The sequence below is a fragment of the Streptomyces sp. NPDC046909 genome, assembly GCF_040644695.1.
Taxonomy (GTDB): Bacteria; Actinomycetota; Actinomycetes; order Streptomycetales; family Streptomycetaceae; genus Streptomyces.
Genome location: NZ_JBEYXC010000001.1, coordinates 901,582 through 917,451 on the forward strand (window position 1 = coordinate 901,582; position 15,870 = coordinate 917,451).

General features: G+C 72.1%; 12 protein-coding genes and 1 pseudogene. 10 read left to right on the forward strand and 3 right to left on the reverse strand.

The window, feature by feature from the left end; translation table 11 throughout:
• Nucleotides 1–42 precede the first annotated feature (42 nt).
• Nucleotides 43–1,839 carry a thiamine pyrophosphate-requiring protein gene (locus ABZ928_RS03745; protein ID WP_361514827.1) on the reverse strand — a complete coding sequence of 599 codons (1,797 nt, stop codon included), beginning with the start codon at nt 1,837–1,839 and terminating at the stop codon, nt 43–45.
• Nucleotides 1,840–2,081: 242 nt separating this feature from the next.
• Here ABZ928_RS03745 and ABZ928_RS03750 point away from each other — a divergent pair, with 242 nt between their 5' ends.
• The 4 genes from ABZ928_RS03750 to ABZ928_RS03765 all read left to right on the forward strand — a co-directional run bounded on the left by ABZ928_RS03750 (nt 2,082) and on the right by ABZ928_RS03765 (nt 6,183).
• The gene (locus tag ABZ928_RS03750) at nt 2,082–2,876 is read left to right on the forward strand and encodes an RNA polymerase sigma factor SigF (RefSeq protein ID WP_361514828.1); all 795 of its coding nucleotides are present in this window, start codon (nt 2,082–2,084) and stop codon (nt 2,874–2,876) included.
• A 210-nt stretch (nt 2,877–3,086) separates the two neighbouring features.
• Nucleotides 3,087–3,710, forward strand: a complete 624-nt coding sequence (locus tag ABZ928_RS03755) for a hypothetical protein (RefSeq protein ID WP_361514829.1) — start codon at nt 3,087–3,089, stop codon at nt 3,708–3,710.
• 155 nt (nt 3,711–3,865) lie between these two features.
• Nucleotides 3,866–5,113 carry an aminotransferase class I/II-fold pyridoxal phosphate-dependent enzyme gene (locus ABZ928_RS03760; RefSeq protein ID WP_361514830.1) on the forward strand — a complete coding sequence of 416 codons (1,248 nt, stop codon included), beginning with the start codon at nt 3,866–3,868 and terminating at the stop codon, nt 5,111–5,113.
• A complete protein-coding gene (locus ABZ928_RS03765) occupies nt 5,110–6,183 on the forward strand; it encodes an MBL fold metallo-hydrolase (RefSeq protein ID WP_361514831.1) in 1,074 nt (357 codons plus the stop codon). Before ABZ928_RS03760 ends, ABZ928_RS03765 begins: the two co-directional genes overlap by 4 nt.
• On the opposite strand, the gene ABZ928_RS03770 is transcribed toward ABZ928_RS03765, so the two are convergent.
• Nucleotides 6,180–6,815, reverse strand: a complete 636-nt coding sequence (locus ABZ928_RS03770) for a VTT domain-containing protein (protein ID WP_361514832.1) — start codon at nt 6,813–6,815, stop codon at nt 6,180–6,182. The two genes, ABZ928_RS03765 and ABZ928_RS03770, sit on opposite strands and share 4 nt — an antisense overlap.
• Nucleotides 6,812–7,585, reverse strand: a complete 774-nt coding sequence (locus tag ABZ928_RS03775) for an MBL fold metallo-hydrolase (protein WP_361514833.1) — start codon at nt 7,583–7,585, stop codon at nt 6,812–6,814. The genes ABZ928_RS03770 and ABZ928_RS03775 overlap by 4 nt, the downstream gene beginning before the upstream one ends.
• A gap of 83 nt (nt 7,586–7,668) precedes the next feature.
• Here ABZ928_RS03775 and ABZ928_RS03780 point away from each other — a divergent pair, with 83 nt between their 5' ends.
• From ABZ928_RS03780 to dnaK, 6 genes and pseudogenes are all read left to right on the forward strand, one after another.
• A complete protein-coding gene (locus tag ABZ928_RS03780; RefSeq protein ID WP_361514834.1) occupies nt 7,669–8,070 on the forward strand; it encodes a hypothetical protein in 402 nt (133 codons plus the stop codon).
• A gap of 86 nt (nt 8,071–8,156) precedes the next feature.
• Entirely contained in the window at nt 8,157–10,232 is a 2,076-nt protein-coding gene (locus tag ABZ928_RS03785; RefSeq protein WP_361514835.1) for a phage holin family protein, read from the forward strand.
• A 141-nt stretch (nt 10,233–10,373) separates the two neighbouring features.
• Nucleotides 10,374–11,435 carry a MoxR family ATPase gene (locus tag ABZ928_RS03790; protein ID WP_361514836.1) on the forward strand — a complete coding sequence of 354 codons (1,062 nt, stop codon included), beginning with the start codon at nt 10,374–10,376 and terminating at the stop codon, nt 11,433–11,435.
• A gap of 100 nt (nt 11,436–11,535) precedes the next feature.
• Nucleotides 11,536–13,313, forward strand: a pseudogene (locus ABZ928_RS03795) (hypothetical protein).
• A gap of 63 nt (nt 13,314–13,376) precedes the next feature.
• Nucleotides 13,377–13,805 carry an OsmC family protein gene (locus ABZ928_RS03800; RefSeq protein ID WP_361514837.1) on the forward strand — a complete coding sequence of 143 codons (429 nt, stop codon included), beginning with the start codon at nt 13,377–13,379 and terminating at the stop codon, nt 13,803–13,805.
• A gap of 154 nt (nt 13,806–13,959) precedes the next feature.
• A complete protein-coding gene (gene dnaK / locus ABZ928_RS03805; RefSeq protein WP_361514838.1) occupies nt 13,960–15,861 on the forward strand; it encodes a molecular chaperone DnaK in 1,902 nt (633 codons plus the stop codon).
• Nucleotides 15,862–15,870: the final 9 nt, after the last annotated feature.

Genomic DNA, 15,870 nt, shown 5'->3' on the forward strand with positions numbered 1-15,870 from the left:
AGCGGAAGGAGCCGGCCCCCCTGCCGCCTGCTCCGTTCCCGCCTACTTCTTCTCCCGGCCCGGCAGGAACTCCTGCATCTTCGCCTTGAACCCCTGCTTGATCATGGACCCGCGGTCGGCGTCGCCCTTGAGGATCGACTCGGCCGTGGCCTCCATCTGCTCCCAGGTGGCATGCGGCGGGATGGGCGGTACGGCGGGGTCGGTGAGGAACTCGATCACCGCGGGCCCGTCGGCCTCCAGACCGGCACGCCAGCCCGCCTCCACGTCCTCGGGCTTCTCCACCCGGATGCCGGTCAGACCGAGCGAGCGGGCGAACGCGGCGTACTGCACGTCCGGGAGCTCCTGCGAGGGCAGGAAGGACGGGGCGCCCTCCATGGCGCGCATCTCCCACGTCACCTGATTCAGATCGTGGTTGTTCCACACGCCGACGACCAGTCGCGGATCCTCCCACTGATCCTTGTACTTGGCCGCCGTGACCAGCTCCGCCAGCCCGTTCATCTGCATCGCCCCGTCCCCGACCAGCGCGATCGCCGGACGGTCCGGATGCGCGAACTTCGCGCCGATGGCGTACGGCACTCCGCAGCCCATCGTCGCGAGCGTCCCGGAGAGCGAGGACCGCATGCCGTCCCGCAATGTCAGGTGCCGGGCGTACCAGTTGGCGGCCGAGCCGGAGTCGGAGCTGATGATCGCGTTGCCCGGCAGCAGCGGGTCCAGGGCGTGCGCCACGTACTCCGGGTTGATCGGATCGGCCGACAACAGGGCCCGCCGCTCGGTCACTTCACGCCAGCGCCGTACGTTGTCGCACACCGTGTCGTACCACTCGCGACCCCGGTCCTCCCCGTTCAGCAGCGGGATCAGCCGCTCCAGCGTCGCCTTCGCGTCGCCGACCAGGTTCACCTCGTACGGGTAGCGCATCCCCACCATGTGCGGGTCGATGTCGATCTGCACCCCGCGCGCGCTGCCGAAGTCCGGCAGGAACTGCGTGTAGGGGAACGACGATCCGATGGTCAGCAGGGTGTCGCAGTCCCGCATCAGCTCGTACGACGGACGGGTTCCCAGCAGGCCGATCGACCCGGTGACATAAGGGAGTTCGTCGCTCAGCGCGTCCTTGCCCAGCAGCGCCTTCGCGACGCCCGCGCCGAGCAGTTCGGCGAGCCGCGCCACCTCGGTCCGGGCACCGGAGGCGCCCTGGCCGATCAGAATGGCCACCTTGTCACCGGAGTTGAGGATCTCGGCCGCCCGCAGCAGCGACTCCTCGGACGGCACCGCCGTCCAGGTACTGCGGTCCAGACTGGACGGCACCATCTTGAACTCGTGGGTGGGGGCGGCGTATTCGAGTTCCTGGACATCGCCGGGAATGATGACCGCCGTCGGCGCGCGGCGCGCGTACGCGGTGCGGATCGCCCGGTCCAGGACGTTCGGCAGCTGCTCGGGGACCGTCACCGTCTCCACGAAGTCCGAGGCGACGTCCTTGAACAGGGTGTGCAGATCCACCTCCTGCTGGTACGAGCCGCCCATCGCGGTGCGGTGCGTCTGGCCGACGATCGCCAGCACCGGCACATGGTCCAGCTTCGCGTCGTACAGACCGTTGAGGAGATGGATCGCGCCGGGCCCGGACGTGGCCGCGCACACTCCGATACGGCCGCTGAACTTGGCGTAGCCGACCGCCTGGAACGCCGACATCTCCTCGTGCCGCGACTGCACGAACCGCGGCTGGTTCTCGGCCCGGCCCCACGCGGCGAGCAGACCGTTGATGCCGTCGCCGGGATAGCCGAAGACATGGTCCACACCCCACTCGCGCAGCCGTTGCAGGACGTGGTCGGAGACCTTGGTGCTCATGGACGGGACCTCCCGGACATCGGGGCATACGGGCGCCCTACGAGTGACCGTGTGCGCCCGCCGAAAACCTCGCCCCGGTTTGCGGCCGGGGGCCGGGGGCAGGCGCATTCCCAGTGCTTCGGACCGGAGGCACGTCCGTGGGAGAGGTCACAAGGCCGCCCCGGCCGTGTCCTGCAGGCCGCGGCCGCGCTCCCACGGTGACCGTCCAACCCAGAGCACCATCAAGGGAGTTGCGACGCATCATGTCCAACCGGATGAGCGCGAAGCACCACCCGCACGACGACGCCCCCGACACCGCGGAAGCCTTCCGCAGGCTCGCCGCCCTGCCTCCCGGCCCCGCGCACGACACCCTGCGCGGACAGATCGTCGAGGCGTGGCTGCCCATGGCCGACCGGCTCGCCGGACGCTTCCGCAGCCGCGGCGAGAGCTTCGAGGATCTGCGCCAGGTCGCCGCGCTCGGCCTAGTCAAGGCCGTCGACCGGTACGACCCCGAGCGCGGCAACGCGTTCGAGAGCTACGCCGTCCCCACCATCACCGGTGAGATCAAGCGGCACTTCCGCGATCACATGTGGACGCTGCACGTGCCCCGGCGGGTCCAGGACCTGCGCAACCGGGTCCGCTTCGCCAACCAGGAGCTGTCGCAGACCGTGTCGGGGCGTCGGCCCACCGTCGCGGAGATCGCCTCGCACGCGAGCATGAGCGAGGAGGACGTGCTGGTCGGGCTTGAGGCGTTGGAGAGTTTCACCGCGTTGTCACTGGACGCGGAGCTGCCCGGGAGTGAGGACGGGTACTCCTTGAGCGACGCGCTGGGGGACGTGGATCCGGCGTTGGACACGGTGGTGGACCGGGAGGCGGTCAAGCCCCGGCTGGCCGCGTTGCCCGAGCGGGAGCGGGCGATTCTTTACATGCGGTTCTTCGGGGACATGACGCAGTCCCGGATCGCTGAGCAGCTGGGGATCTCGCAGATGCATGTGTCCCGGTTGATCAGCCGGTGCTGTGGGCGGGTGCGGGAACAGGTGATGAGGGACGTTGCGTAGTCGGGTGCGGGGCGGTGGGGGCTGGTCGCGCCCGCGCGGCGGAGCCGCAAATTGATACAGCCCCGCGCCCCTAGGTTCCTCGGTCCATAGGGCGTTCACTCGCTCGGCCCCTTTCGTCCCGCTAATGGGGCCCGGCCGCGCGCGGCCCCGCGTCCTGCGGGCTCTGATGGCTGCGTGACCCCGTAGCCGTCGGTCCGAGGAGCTCGTCCCATGCGTCGCACCGTCTGTGTCCTGTCCGTCGTCGTTCTGGCCGGTGTCGCCGTGCCGGTCGCCTACGCGGACCCGGCCGCGGAGGTCAGTCCGAGCAGCGTTCAGGCGGGCGGCAGCGTGACCGTGTCCGTGGCGTGCGATCCCCTGAGCGGGACGGCACCCGCGAGTATCGAGGCGTCCTCGCAGGCCTTCGACGAGGGGACCGTGCTGCTCCAGCTGGTCGCCGGGAATGACGACGCCGTTTCCGGGCCCGCCTATCGCGGTACCGCGCGGGTCGCCGCCGACCTCGAGTTCGACGGTGCGGCGACCGGGATCGGGAAGGACTCCGCCTGGACCGTCGACGGGACGTGTCCGGGGGCGGCCGGTGGGCAGGGCAAGCAGTGGAGCGCGACCTTCACGGTGGTGCGCGGTGGGGGCGGCGGGCACTCGTGTACGGAGTCGCACACCGAGCCGCGTACGCCGGCCTGTTCCGGTGCCGCCGTGCAGCGCGGGGTGCGGGCCGGGGAGGGCGGTGCCTTCACCGACTCCGTGCCCGCCCTGGTCGCCGGTGGTGTTCTCATCGCGGGCGCGCTGGGAGGTGCCGTGTACCGGGTGCGCCGCAGGCAGCCCCGCGCCGAGGTCTGAGCGCGGGCGTGTGACCGGCGCGACCCGAACGGACCTCGATGGGTGCGCGCGCCCGTGGGTACGCGGAAGGGGGAGGCGCCGCCCCGTCGTACGGAAGGGCGAGAGGGGAACACATCCGACGGCACCGTGACACAGCAGCTCACCCGGAGGTACGGATGCGGCGGACGGACCCCGAAGGCCACGGCCCCGTCCGCTATGGGCCGCCCCTGCCGGACGACGGTCTGCCCGTGCTGCCCGAACTGTCCGCCGTGCTCGCCGCGGCGGCATCCCGCGGCGGAAGCGAACCGGTCGGCGGCGGCACCGCCCTGCTGGAGGCCGCGTGCGGCTACTGGGACCGGCGTGGACTGTCCGCCGGGCCCGAGCGGGTGGTGGCCGCTCCGGGTGCCCCCTCCCTGCTGCTCGCCCTGACCGCCGCCCTCGGCGGCGACGTCCTGGTGCCCCGGCCCTGCGCGGCCTGGTGGGCGCCGTACGCGCGCCTGTTGGGAAGACCCGTGTTTCATGTGGCGACACCGGCGGAGAGCGGCGGTGTCCCGGACCCGTACGCCCTCCTGGAGACCGTGCGCCGGGTCCGTGACGAGGGCGGTGACCCCCGGCTGCTGGTGCTGTCCGTCGCCGACGACCCGACCGCCACCGTGGCGCCGCCCGAGGTGCTGCACGAGACCGTGGAGGCCGCCGCCGGCGAAGGGCTGCACCTGGTCAGCGACGAGACCTGGCGGGACACCCTGCACGCACCGCACCAGACCGTGCTGATCGGCCCCGCCGAGATGCTGCCCGAGAACGTCACCGTCGTCACCGACCTGGCCGGTGCCCTGCTGCCGCCGGGCTGGCCCGCGGCGGTCGCCCGGTTCCCGGCGGGCGGGTTCGGCGACGGTCTCCGCGCGCGCGTGCTGGACATCCTGACCGCGATGGGCGCCCGGGTCGCCGCCCCCGTCGCCACCGCCGCCGGATACGCGCTCACCGAACCCGAACCGGTCACCGCGCGCGTGGCGGCCACCGTACGGCTCCACGCGCGCGTGGCCGCCGCCGCGCACGCCGCCGTCGTCTCGGCCGGCGCCCTGGCCCGGCCCCCGCAGGCCGGCCGGCACCTCTACGCCGACCTCGGCCCGCTGCGCACCGCCCTGAGCGCGCACGGCGTCGGCGACGCCCAGGACCTGGAGGAGTTCCTCGCGGCCCGCCTCGGCATGCCGGCCCCCGGCGGTCATCGCTTCGGCGACGACCTCGGCGCCCTGCGGGTGCGGCTGTCCACCGGCTCGCTGCTCACCGGGACGGACGCGGAACTCAAGGAATGCCTCAGTTCACCCTCACCGTTGGAACTGCCACACGTGCAACGCGCGTTGATCACTCTGAAGTCGGTATTCGACGACCTCCGCGACGACGCTCAGCGATGGGAGCCTCCTCGATGACGCAGCAGTCCGAGTCGACCAGCCCCGGTACGACCAGCACCGGTACGAGCACCCGGGAAGCCGACCATCCGGCGGCCACGTCCCCTTTCGCGCCCCCCTTTCCGCCGCTCGCCGAACCCCGCCCGCTGGGCGAACGCCGGGTCTGGCCGCGTACGTTCCACGACCGTCTGACCGCCCCCCTCCCCGGCCTCAAGGCCATGGCCAGGTTCGCCCGCGAGGGCTCGGTCCGCCCCGGCCGCGAGGGCCTCGCCGACATCCCGCGCCTGCCCTTCGAACCGGGCCCGCTGCCCCGCGTGGACGCCCGCACGGTCGCCGTCTCCTGGGCGGGACACGCCAGTTGGGTGGTCCGCATCGGCGGCCTGACGATCCTCACCGACCCCGTCTGGTCCCGCCGCATCCTCGGCACCCCGGCCCGGATCACCCCCGTGGGCGTCGCCTGGAGCGCGCTGCCCCCTGTCGACGCCGTGGTCATCAGCCACAACCACTACGACCACCTGGACGCCCCCACCCTGCGCCGCCTCCCGCGCGACACCCCGGTCTTCGTCCCCGCCGGCCTGGGCGCCTGGTTCCGTCGCCGGCGCTTCACCCACATCACCGAGCTGGACTGGTGGGAGGCGTCCGAACTGAACGGGGTCCGCCTCGACTTCGTCCCCGCCCACCACTGGTCCAAGCGCAGCCTCACCGACACCTGCCGCAGCCTGTGGGGCGGCTGGGTCCTCACGGCCCCCGACGGACAGCGCGTGTACTTCGCCGGCGACACCGGCTACGGCCACTGGTTCTCCCGCATCGGACAGCGGTACCCCGGCATCGACCTCGCCCTCCTCCCCATCGGCGCCTACGACCCCCGCTGGTGGCTCAGCGACGTCCACTGCGACCCGGAGGAGGCCGTGCGGGCCACCCAGGACCTGGGCGCGCGAAGGATGGCACCGATGCACTGGGGCACGTTCGTGCTGTCGGCGGAACCGGTCCTGGAGCCACTGACCCGGGTGCGGGCCGCGTGGGAGAAGGCGGGCCTGGACCGGGAGGACCTGTGGGACCTGCCGGTCGGCGGATCGAAGGTTCTGGGCTAGACCTTGGCCGGCTTACGGATGCGTCGCCACACGCCGGGGGCCGCGCTGATCACCACGGTCAGCGCGACCGCCGCGACCACGCCCTCCCAGGGTTCACGGAACAGCGAGCCCCCGAGGATCCCGATCAACTGGTAGGTGACCGCCCAGGCCAGACAGGCCGGGAAGTTGCCCCGGACGAACCTCCGCAGGGGCCACTTCGCCATCAGGCAGGCCAGCATCACCGGGATCCGGCCGGCCGGCACGAGCCGGGACAGCACCAGTACGGTCACCCCGTGATCGGCGAGCCGCTCCTGCGCCTGCGCGAGCCGCTCCTCGGGCGCCCGGGACCGGATCGCCTCCAGCCACCGGGACCCGTTCTTCGACCCCATCCCGCGCCGCCCCAGCCAGTAGAGCGCGGCGTCCCCCAGGAACGCGGCCAGTGAGGCGGTCACGAACACCAGCGCCAGCGCGAACGGCGCCGTCTGATGGAACGCCACCACCGCCGCCGAACTCACCAACGCCCCCGTCGGCACCACCGGCACCAACGCCCCGATCAGCACCAGCAGGAACAACGTCGGATACCCGATCGCCTGCTGAGTCGACTCCGGCGCCACGGTCGACGTCGAAGCCGCCGCCAGCAGAGGCCACGTCACCGCGCCACCTCCGGCCGCACGCTCTCCCCGTGCCCGAGCAGATGCACCGCCACGCCCGGCGCGCGCTCCGCCGCGAGCCGCACGAACTCCGCACCGGGCGCGTGGAATTCATGGGGGCGCACGGCGTCCATCCCGATCGGCCAGTACGTGCCGTAGTGCACCGGCACCGCGCTCACCGGATCGAGACGCGCCAGCGCCTCGGCCGCCCGCCCCGCGTCCAGATGCCCCTCCCCGAGATACGGTCCCCAGCCGCCCACCGGCAGCAACGCCACGTCGACCGGCCCGACCTCCTTCGCCATCGCGTCGAACAGCCCGGTGTCCCCGGCGAAGTACGTGCGCGCCTCACCCTCGACGACATACCCCAGCGCGGGGGCGCGATGCGGCCCGACCGGCAGCCGCCGCCCGTCGTGCCGAGCGGGGACGGCCCGTACGACGACGTCGCCGACCGCCGTCTCGTCGCCGGGCGCGACCTCGCCGACGTGCAGATGGGCGAGCCGGCGCAGCCCCGGCACGGCCCGCGTCGCGCCCCGGGGCACGAGCAGGCGCGTGCCCGGCGCGAGCCGCTCCAGGGAGGGGATGTGCAGATGGTCGGCGTGCAGATGGGAGACGAGCGCCACGTCGGCGCGCCAGGCGGTCGGCGGGGGTACCGCGCCCCGGCGGCGGCGCAGATGCGCGAGCCTGCGGGCGAACAGGGGATCGGTGAGGACACGCACGTTCGAGTCCTCGACCGTGCAGGTGGCGTGACCCCACCAGGTGATCTCCACCGGCACCTCTTTGCCTCCTTCGCGCGACTCCCCGAAGCCTACGGGCAGGAGTAGGGTCGGCGGCGAAACCCGGAGGTGAGGGGGACGCCATGGGACCGGTGCGCGTCACGGCGATCGCGAGTCTGACGCCGTTGGAGGAGCTGGAGGCCGACCCCTTCCTGGTGGACTCCCGCAGCCAGCACGCGATGTGCGCCCGCTGGGCCGCCGAGCGGGGCTACATCGTCGGCCGGGAACTCCTCGTACGGGGTGTGCGCGCCGACCACTGCGTCCTGTGGGACGGCGTCCGCCCCGGCACCGACCTCTTCGTCGCCCCCAGCCGCCGCGTCCTGGAGAGCGCCCTGTCCTCCGTCGAGGAGTTCATCGCCGAGTGCGCGCGGCGCGGGGTGCGGGTGGAGACCGTGGGGTCCGCCGAACCGTCGTACGACGCCCAGATGAAGGCCCGGATCCACCGCCGCCTCTCGATGCCGACGGCGGGCTACGACGGCCGCTGACTCCGTCCCGGGGACACCGGGGTACCTCCGTCCGTTGTGACAGGGTGGGCACAGGCCCGCGTCGGTGACGGGCCGGGACGTGAGGTGTGCGGGGCGTGCGAGGCGGGCGGTGGCGGCGGGTCGCCAGTCAGGCGGGGCGGAGCGTCGCGGTGTGGGCGGTCTCGACGCTCACCATGCTCGTGCTCGCCGGGATCCTGCCGGACTTCCAGCTCAGGTCGGCGGACGGGGACAGCGCGACCGACATCGCCGTCACCGCGGCCCTCGGCGCCGGCGCCTTCGGTGTGCTGTCGGCGCTGGTCTGGCCGCTGCTCGTACGGCTCCTGCTGCTGGTGCCCGCGCTGGTGCTGGGGCTGCTGGTCTTCGTCCTCAACGGGTTCCTGCTGCTCCTGGCCCTGCGGCTGAACCCGACCGAGCGCGGCGCCGCCGCCTGGGAGACCGCGGTCGTGGTCGCCGCCGTGATGTCCGCCGTAGCCTCCGCCACCGGCGCCGCCCTCGCCGTGCGCGACGACGACGCCTACCGGCGCCGCCTCTACCGGCTCGCCGACCGCCGCCGCAGAGCAGGACCGGCGGGCCCGTCCACCCCGGGAACCGTCTTCCTCCAGCTGGACGGCGTCGGCCACGACGTCCTCGTCGCGGCGGTGAAGAAGGGCCTCATGCCCACCGTCGCCCAGTGGCTGGACGGCACCCACCGGCTCACCCCGTGGCGCACCGACTGGTCCAGCCAGACCGGCGCCAGCCAGCTCGGCATCCTGCACGGCAGCAACGAGGACGTGCCCGCTTTCCGCTGGTACGAGAAGGACAGACAGGAGGTGATGGTCTGCAACCGCCCCACCAGCGCCGCCGAACTCCAGCGCCGGGCCGTCGAACGCACCGGTGACGGCGGCCTGCTCACCGCCGACGGCGCCAGCCGCGGCAACCTCTTCAGCGGCGGCGCCGACGAGCAGGCCCTCGTCCTGTCCATCGCCACCCGCCGCCGCAGCCGTGAGACCCGGTCCCGCGCGGGCTACTTCGCCTACTTCTCCGACCCCGCCAACGCCGTCCGCACCGCCCTGTCCTTCTTCGCCGAGGTCGGCCGGGAGATCGGCCAGTCCACCCGGACCCGCACCTGCCGGGTCCGCCCGCGCGTCAAACGCGGCGGCCTTTACCCCTTCATCCGCGCCTTCGCGACCGTCGTCGAACGGGACGTCGTCGTCGCCGCGGTGATGGGCGACATGCTCGCCGGACGCACCGCCGTCTACGCCGACCTCGTGGCCTACGACGAGGTCGCCCACCACTCCGGACCGCACAGCCGCGACGCCGAGAAGGTCCTCGAACGCCTCGACCGCTCCCTCGCGCTGATCGAGAAGGTCGCCGAGCACGCGCCGAGGCCGTACCGGATCGTCGTCCTGTCCGACCACGGCCAGAGCCCCGGCGAGACCTTCCTGACCCGCTACGGTCTCTCCCTCGCCGACCTGGTCCGGGCGGGCTGCGGGCTGCCCGTGCCGCGCAAGGCGCAGCGCACCCACAGCGGCGCCGAGGCCCGCGCGTCCGTGCGCGCCGCGCTCCGCCGGCCCGTGGAGGAGAACGGTGAGCAGCACCTGCCGCCACGCCGCCGCTCCGAACCGCTCGTGCTCGCCTCCGGCAACCTCGGCCTGGTCTCCTTCCCGGACGTCCACCACCGGATGACCAAGGAGGAGATCGACGCCCGCCACCCCGCCCTGCTGACCACGCTCGCCAACCACCCCGGCATCGGCTTCCTCCTCGTGCGCAGCGAGGAGCACGGGGGAGTGGTGCTCGGACCGTTCGGCGCCGAGATCCCCGTCGATCAACTCGACGAGAACCCGGGCCCGTTGGCGTCCTTCGGGCCGGGCGCCGCCGACGCCGTACGCCGTACCCACGGTTTCGCGCACACCGCCGACATCATGGTCAACTCCTGGTACGACCCGGCCGAGGGGGAAGTCCTCGCGTTCGAGGAGCAGATCGGCTCGCACGGCGGCCTCGGCGGTGCGCAGGGGCGGCCGTTCCTGCTGTCGCCGGTCGTCCTCTCCGCACCGGTCGACGACGAACACGAACTCGTCGGCGCCGAGCACGTCCACCGTGTCCTGCGCCGATGGCTGCGCGAATCCGACGGCCCCCAGGTGCCGTTGACGCCCCGTCAGGACGAGAGCCGGCGCGCGGCATAGGACTGCGACGCGCTGCACAGGACTCGGATTCCGCCGCCCGCCCGATAAATCGGGTGCGCCCGGCAAAGGCCCCGCACACACTGTTCGTATCGGACCGCGCGCACCGGTGCGCCCTTCTCGAACATCTCCTGGAGCCACTTCTTGCAGGCAGCCGTCACCGTCACGCCCGCACGCCTCCCCGAGCTGCTGCTCGGCCTCGCGACCGTGCGGCCGGTCTTCATCTGGGGCGCCCCCGGCATCGGAAAGTCCTCCCTGGTAAGGGAGTTCGCCGCGTCCCTGAGGCTGGACTGCGTGAGCCTGCTGGGGACCCAGCTCGCGCCCGAGGACCTCATCGGCGTCCCGCAGATCCGTGACGGACGCTCGGTGTTCTGCCCGCCGGAGGCCATCGCCCGCGACGAGCCGTACTGCCTGTTCCTGGACGAGCTGAACGCGGCCACCCCGGACGTCCAGAAGGCGTTCTACTCGCTGATCCTGGACCGCCGTATCGGCGACTACGACCTCCCGGACGGCTCGATCGTCATCGGCGCCGGAAACCGCGCCACCGACAACGCCCTCGCCCGGCCCATCGCCTCCGCGCTGGTCAACCGGCTCGCCCACGTCCACCTGGAGGCCTCCGCCAAGGACTGGCTGGCCTGGGCCGCGGGCAACGGCATCCACCCGTGGATCCTGGACCACCTCACCGACCGGCCCGACCACCTGTGGTCCAAGCCGCCCAAGACCGAGGAACCCTTCTCCACCCCCCGCTCCTGGCACATGCTCTCCGACGCCCTGCACTCCTTCGGCCGCGGCCTCGACGAGGAGACGCTGCGGGTCATCGCGCACGGCACGCTGACCCCCGCGCACGCCGTGGCCTTCTGCGGCTACGTCAAGATCGTGCGCGGCCAGTACGGCATCGAGGCCATCGTCAAGGGCGACGCCCGCTGGCCGCACCGTATGGAGGACCGCGACCTCCTCTACTACCTCGCCGAGTCCTTCCGCGGCCGCCTGATCAAGGAACTGCCCGCCAGCAAGGAGCACCTCTCCGCCGCCGGCCAGCAGACGGCGTACCGCGCGAAGTCGCTGCTCGTGGAGCTCGCCGAGATCTCCGTGGAGGTCGCGCAGGGCGTCATCGCCCCCGACACCGACGGCAACCCGCTGCTGCCGGCCTGGTTCCTGGTCGAGGCGGCACGGGACATGCCCCGGCTGGTGGAGGCGCGCCAATGAGCGGTCGTACGACGGGGGAGTGCCGGTGAGTCGTACCCGCGGTCCCAAGCCGTCCAAGCAGCCCAAGAAGGACCTTGCCGCCGAGGCTTTCGCCGAGGGCATGCGGCTGGTGCGGGGCAACCGGGCGCTCGCCGCGATCGGGTTCAGCACCTGCCGCAAGGACGACTGCCCGCACGCGCCGCGCTCCGGGCTCGTCCGCGTCGACTCGGACGGCATCCTGCACGTCCACCCCACCCTCCCCCACGCTCGAACACACTCGCGCGGGGGACCCCCACCGCCGAACCCGAGGAGTGGGCCTGGGCGGTCGCCCACGCCGTCATCCACCTCGGCTTCGGGCACGTACCGGCGAAGGAGGGCCGCCGCATCCAGCCGGACCGGTTCGAGCTCGCCGCCCGCTGCGCCGTCGTCAACCGCTTCCTGCTCGGCTTCCCCATCGGCCGCACCCCCGACGACCTGCCGCCGTCCTACCCCGACGGCGACGAGGACCAACTCGCCGCACGCTGGCGCCGCGACGGCATCCCGCCCGCGTACGAACACTGCGGCACTGCGGGCCACGAACCGGACCAGCTCCTCGTGCCGTGGGACGTCTGGCGGGGCGGCGCCCCGAAGAACTGGCAGCTGGAGTTCGCGCACGCCCTCACCCGTACCGTCGCCACCGCCATGGACGTCGCCGGCGGCCGCCGTACGTCGATGCGCGGCGGCTCCACCCGACTCCAGCCCTGGGAACGGGCGTTGAGCTGGTTCGTCTCCTCCTACCCGCTGCTCGGCGGCATCGCGGCCGGCATCACGCTCGTCGCCGACGCCGAACTCGCCCGCGCCCACGACATCTCCGTCGCCGCCGTGAACGCCGAACTCGCCGAGATCTACATCAACCCGCTGCGCGAACTCGACGACGAGGAATGGCGGTTCGTCCTCGCACACGAGATGCTGCACGCCGCCCTGCGCCACGGCGACCGCTGCGGCCCCCGCGACCCGTACCTCTTCAACGTCGCCTGCGACTACGTCATCAACGGCTGGCTGACCGAGATGCAGGTCGGCGCCATGCCCGACGGGCTGCTGTACGACCCCGAGCTCAAGGACCTCTCCGCGGAGGAGGTCTACGACCGTATCGCCGGCGACCTGCGCCGGATGAGACGGCTCGGCACCCTGCGCGGCAGGGGCCTCGGCGACGTCCTCGGCGGCCCGCTCGGCTCGCCCCGCGACTACGTCGACCTCGACGAGTTCTACCGCCGCGGCCTCGGCATGGGCCTCGACCTGCACCAGGAGCAGACGCGCGGCTTCCTGCCCGGCGGCCTGGTCGAGGAGATCCGCGCGCTCAGCCATCCGCCGCTGCCCTGGGACGCCCAACTGGCCCGCTGGTTCGACGAGTTCGTCCCCCGCCCCGAGGCCATGCGGTCGTACGCCCGTCCCTCGCGCCGTCAGTCGTCCACCCCCGACATCCCGCGCGCGGGCCGCTGGTTCCCGCCCGAGGAGATCGCCCGCTGCACCTTCGGCGTGGTCCTCGACACCTCCGGTTCCATGGACCGCACGCTGCTCGGCAAGGCGCTCGGCGCCATCGCCTCGTACGCGGAATCCAGGGACGTACCGGCCGCCCGGGTCGTCTTCTGTGACACCGCCCCGCACGACGCCGGATATCTGCCGGTCACCGAGATCGCCGGCCGGGTCCGCGTGCGCGGTCGCGGCGGTACGGTGCTCCAGCCCGGGATCGATCTCCTGCACCGCGCGGACGACTTCCCGCCGGGGGCGCCGGTGCTGGTGATCACGGACGGCTGGTGCGATGTGCTGCGGGTGCGGCGCGAACACGCCTATCTGATCCCGGAAGGGGCGCGGCTGCCGTTTAGCGCGCGTGGACCGGTCTTCAGGGTGAGTAGGGCCTGAGTGTGATCGGATGGGTCCGTCGGGTCCACCACCCGGAACCGGGACCGCACGAAAGGAATGACCGTGGCTACCACGCGCTCCGCACACACCGTCTGGGAAGGCAACCTGCTGGAGGGGAACGGAGTCGTCTCCTTCGACAGCTCCGGCGCCATCGCCCAGCAGCCGGTGACGTGGGCTTCCCGCGCCCAGGAGGCGAACGGCAGGACCAGCCCCGAGGAGCTGATCGCGGCCGCCCACTCCAGCTGCTTCTCCATGGCGTTCTCGCACGCCCTCGCGGGGGCCGGCACCCCGCCCACCAAGCTCACCACCTCGGCCGACGTCACCTTCCAGCCGGGCGAGGGCATCACCGGCATCCACCTCACCGTCGAGGGCACCGTGCCCGGCATCGACGAGGACGCCTTCGTCGCCGCGGCGGAGGAGGCCAAGGTGAACTGCCCCGTCAGCCAGGCCCTCAAGTCGGTGCCGATCACCCTGTCGGCGAAGCTGGCCTGACGCTCTGCGCACCGTCCGATGCCGCGCCCCGCTCCAGGGGGCGCGGCATCGGCGCGTTCCGGGGTACCCGGCTTTCGGGGTACGCGGCATTGACAACAGCGCGCTCAAGTTTTGTGCTGGAGTCCGGGAAGTGCCCTGGCGGAAGGGGACAGCGATGGGACGCGCGGTCGGGATCGATCTGGGGACCACGAACTCCGTGGTGGCCGTTCTGGAGGGCGGCGACCCCACGGTCGTCGCCAATGCGGAGGGGGCCAGGACCACACCGTCGGTCGTGGCCTTCGCCAAGAACGGTGAGGTGCTCGTCGGGGAGGTCGCCAAACGGCAGGCCGTGACGAACGTCGAGCGCACGGCCCGCTCGGTGAAACGGCACATGGGCGACGGGGGCTGGCGCTTCCCCGACCAGGGTGACATCGACGGCACCCGTTACCGGGCCCAGGAGCTGTCCGCGCGGGTGCTCCAGAAGCTGAAGCGGGACGCCGAGGCCTATCTCGGCGAGGACGTCACCGACGCGGTGATCACCGTCCCGGCGTACTTCGACGACGCCCAGCGGCAGGCCACCAAGGAGGCCGGGGAGATCGCGGGCCTGAAGGTGCTGCGGATCGTCAACGAACCGACCGCCGCCGCCCTCGCCTACGGCCTGGACCGGGGCGAGGAGCAGACCGTCCTCGTCTTCGACCTGGGCGGCGGCACGTTCGATGTGTCGTTGCTGGAGATCGGCGACGGCGTCATCGAGGTCAAGGCCACCAACGGCGACACCCATCTCGGCGGCGACGACTGGGACCAGCGGGTCGTCGAGCATCTGGTCAAGAAGTTCCAGGGCCAGTACGGCGTGGACCTCGGCAAGGACAAGATGGCGCTGCAACGGCTGCGCGAGGGCGCCGAGAAGGCCAAGATCGAGCTGTCCAGCTCCTCCGAGACCACGATCAACCTCCCCTACATCACCGCCTCCGCCGAAGGCCCCCTGCACCTCGACGAGAAACTGACGCGCGCTCAGTTCCAGGAGCTCACCGCCGATTTGCTCGACCGCTGCAAGACCCCCTTCCACCAGGCCGTCAAGGACGCCGGCATCAAGCTCGCCGCGGTCGACCACGTCATCCTCGTCGGCGGCTCCACCCGGATGCCCGCCGTCACCGATCTCGTCAAGGAACTCACCGGCAAGGACCCGCACAAGGGCGTCAACCCCGACGAGGTCGTCGCCGTCGGCGCGGCCCTCCAGGCCGGTGTCATCCGCGGCGACGTCAAGGACGTCCTGCTGCTCGACGTCACCCCGCTGTCCCTGGGCATCGAGACCAAGGGCGGCATCATGACCAAGCTCATCGAGCGCAACACCACGATCCCGACCCGCCGTTCGGAGATCTTCACGACGGCCACCGACAACCAGCCCTCCGTGGGCATCCAGGTGTATCAGGGCGAGCGCGAGATCGCCGCCTACAACAAGAAGCTGGGCGTCTTCGACCTGACCGGACTCCCGCCCGCCCCGCGCGGGGTCCCGCAGATCGAGGTCGCCTTCGACATCGACGCCAACGGGATCATGCACGTCTCCGCGAAGGACCTCGCGACCGGCCGCGAGCAGAAGATGACGGTCACCGGCGGCTCCGCGCTCCCCAAGGACGACATCGACCGCATGATGCGGGAGGCCGAGCAGTACGCCGAGGAGGACCGGGGGCGCCGGGAGGCCGCGGAGACGAGGAACCAGGCCGAGCAACTCGTCTACCAGACCGAGAAGTTCATCCGAGAGAACGAGGAACGGGTGCCGGCCGACACCAAGTCCGAGGTGGAGGCGGCGATCTCGGACCTGAAGGCTCTCCTGGAACGCAACGCCGACACCGGCGAGTTGCGCACCGGCGTCGAGAAACTCGCCACCGTCAGCCAGAAGATGGGCCAGGCGATGTACGCCCAGGCCCAGGCCTCCGACACCGGCACAGGTTCAGGAACAGGAACAGGTGCAGGTGCAGGCACCGGCACCGAGCAGCACACCGAGCCTTCCGAGGAGGACGGTGTGGTGGACGCGGAGATCGTCGACGACGACAAGGACCAGAAGGGCGGCGCCGCCTGACACGCCGGT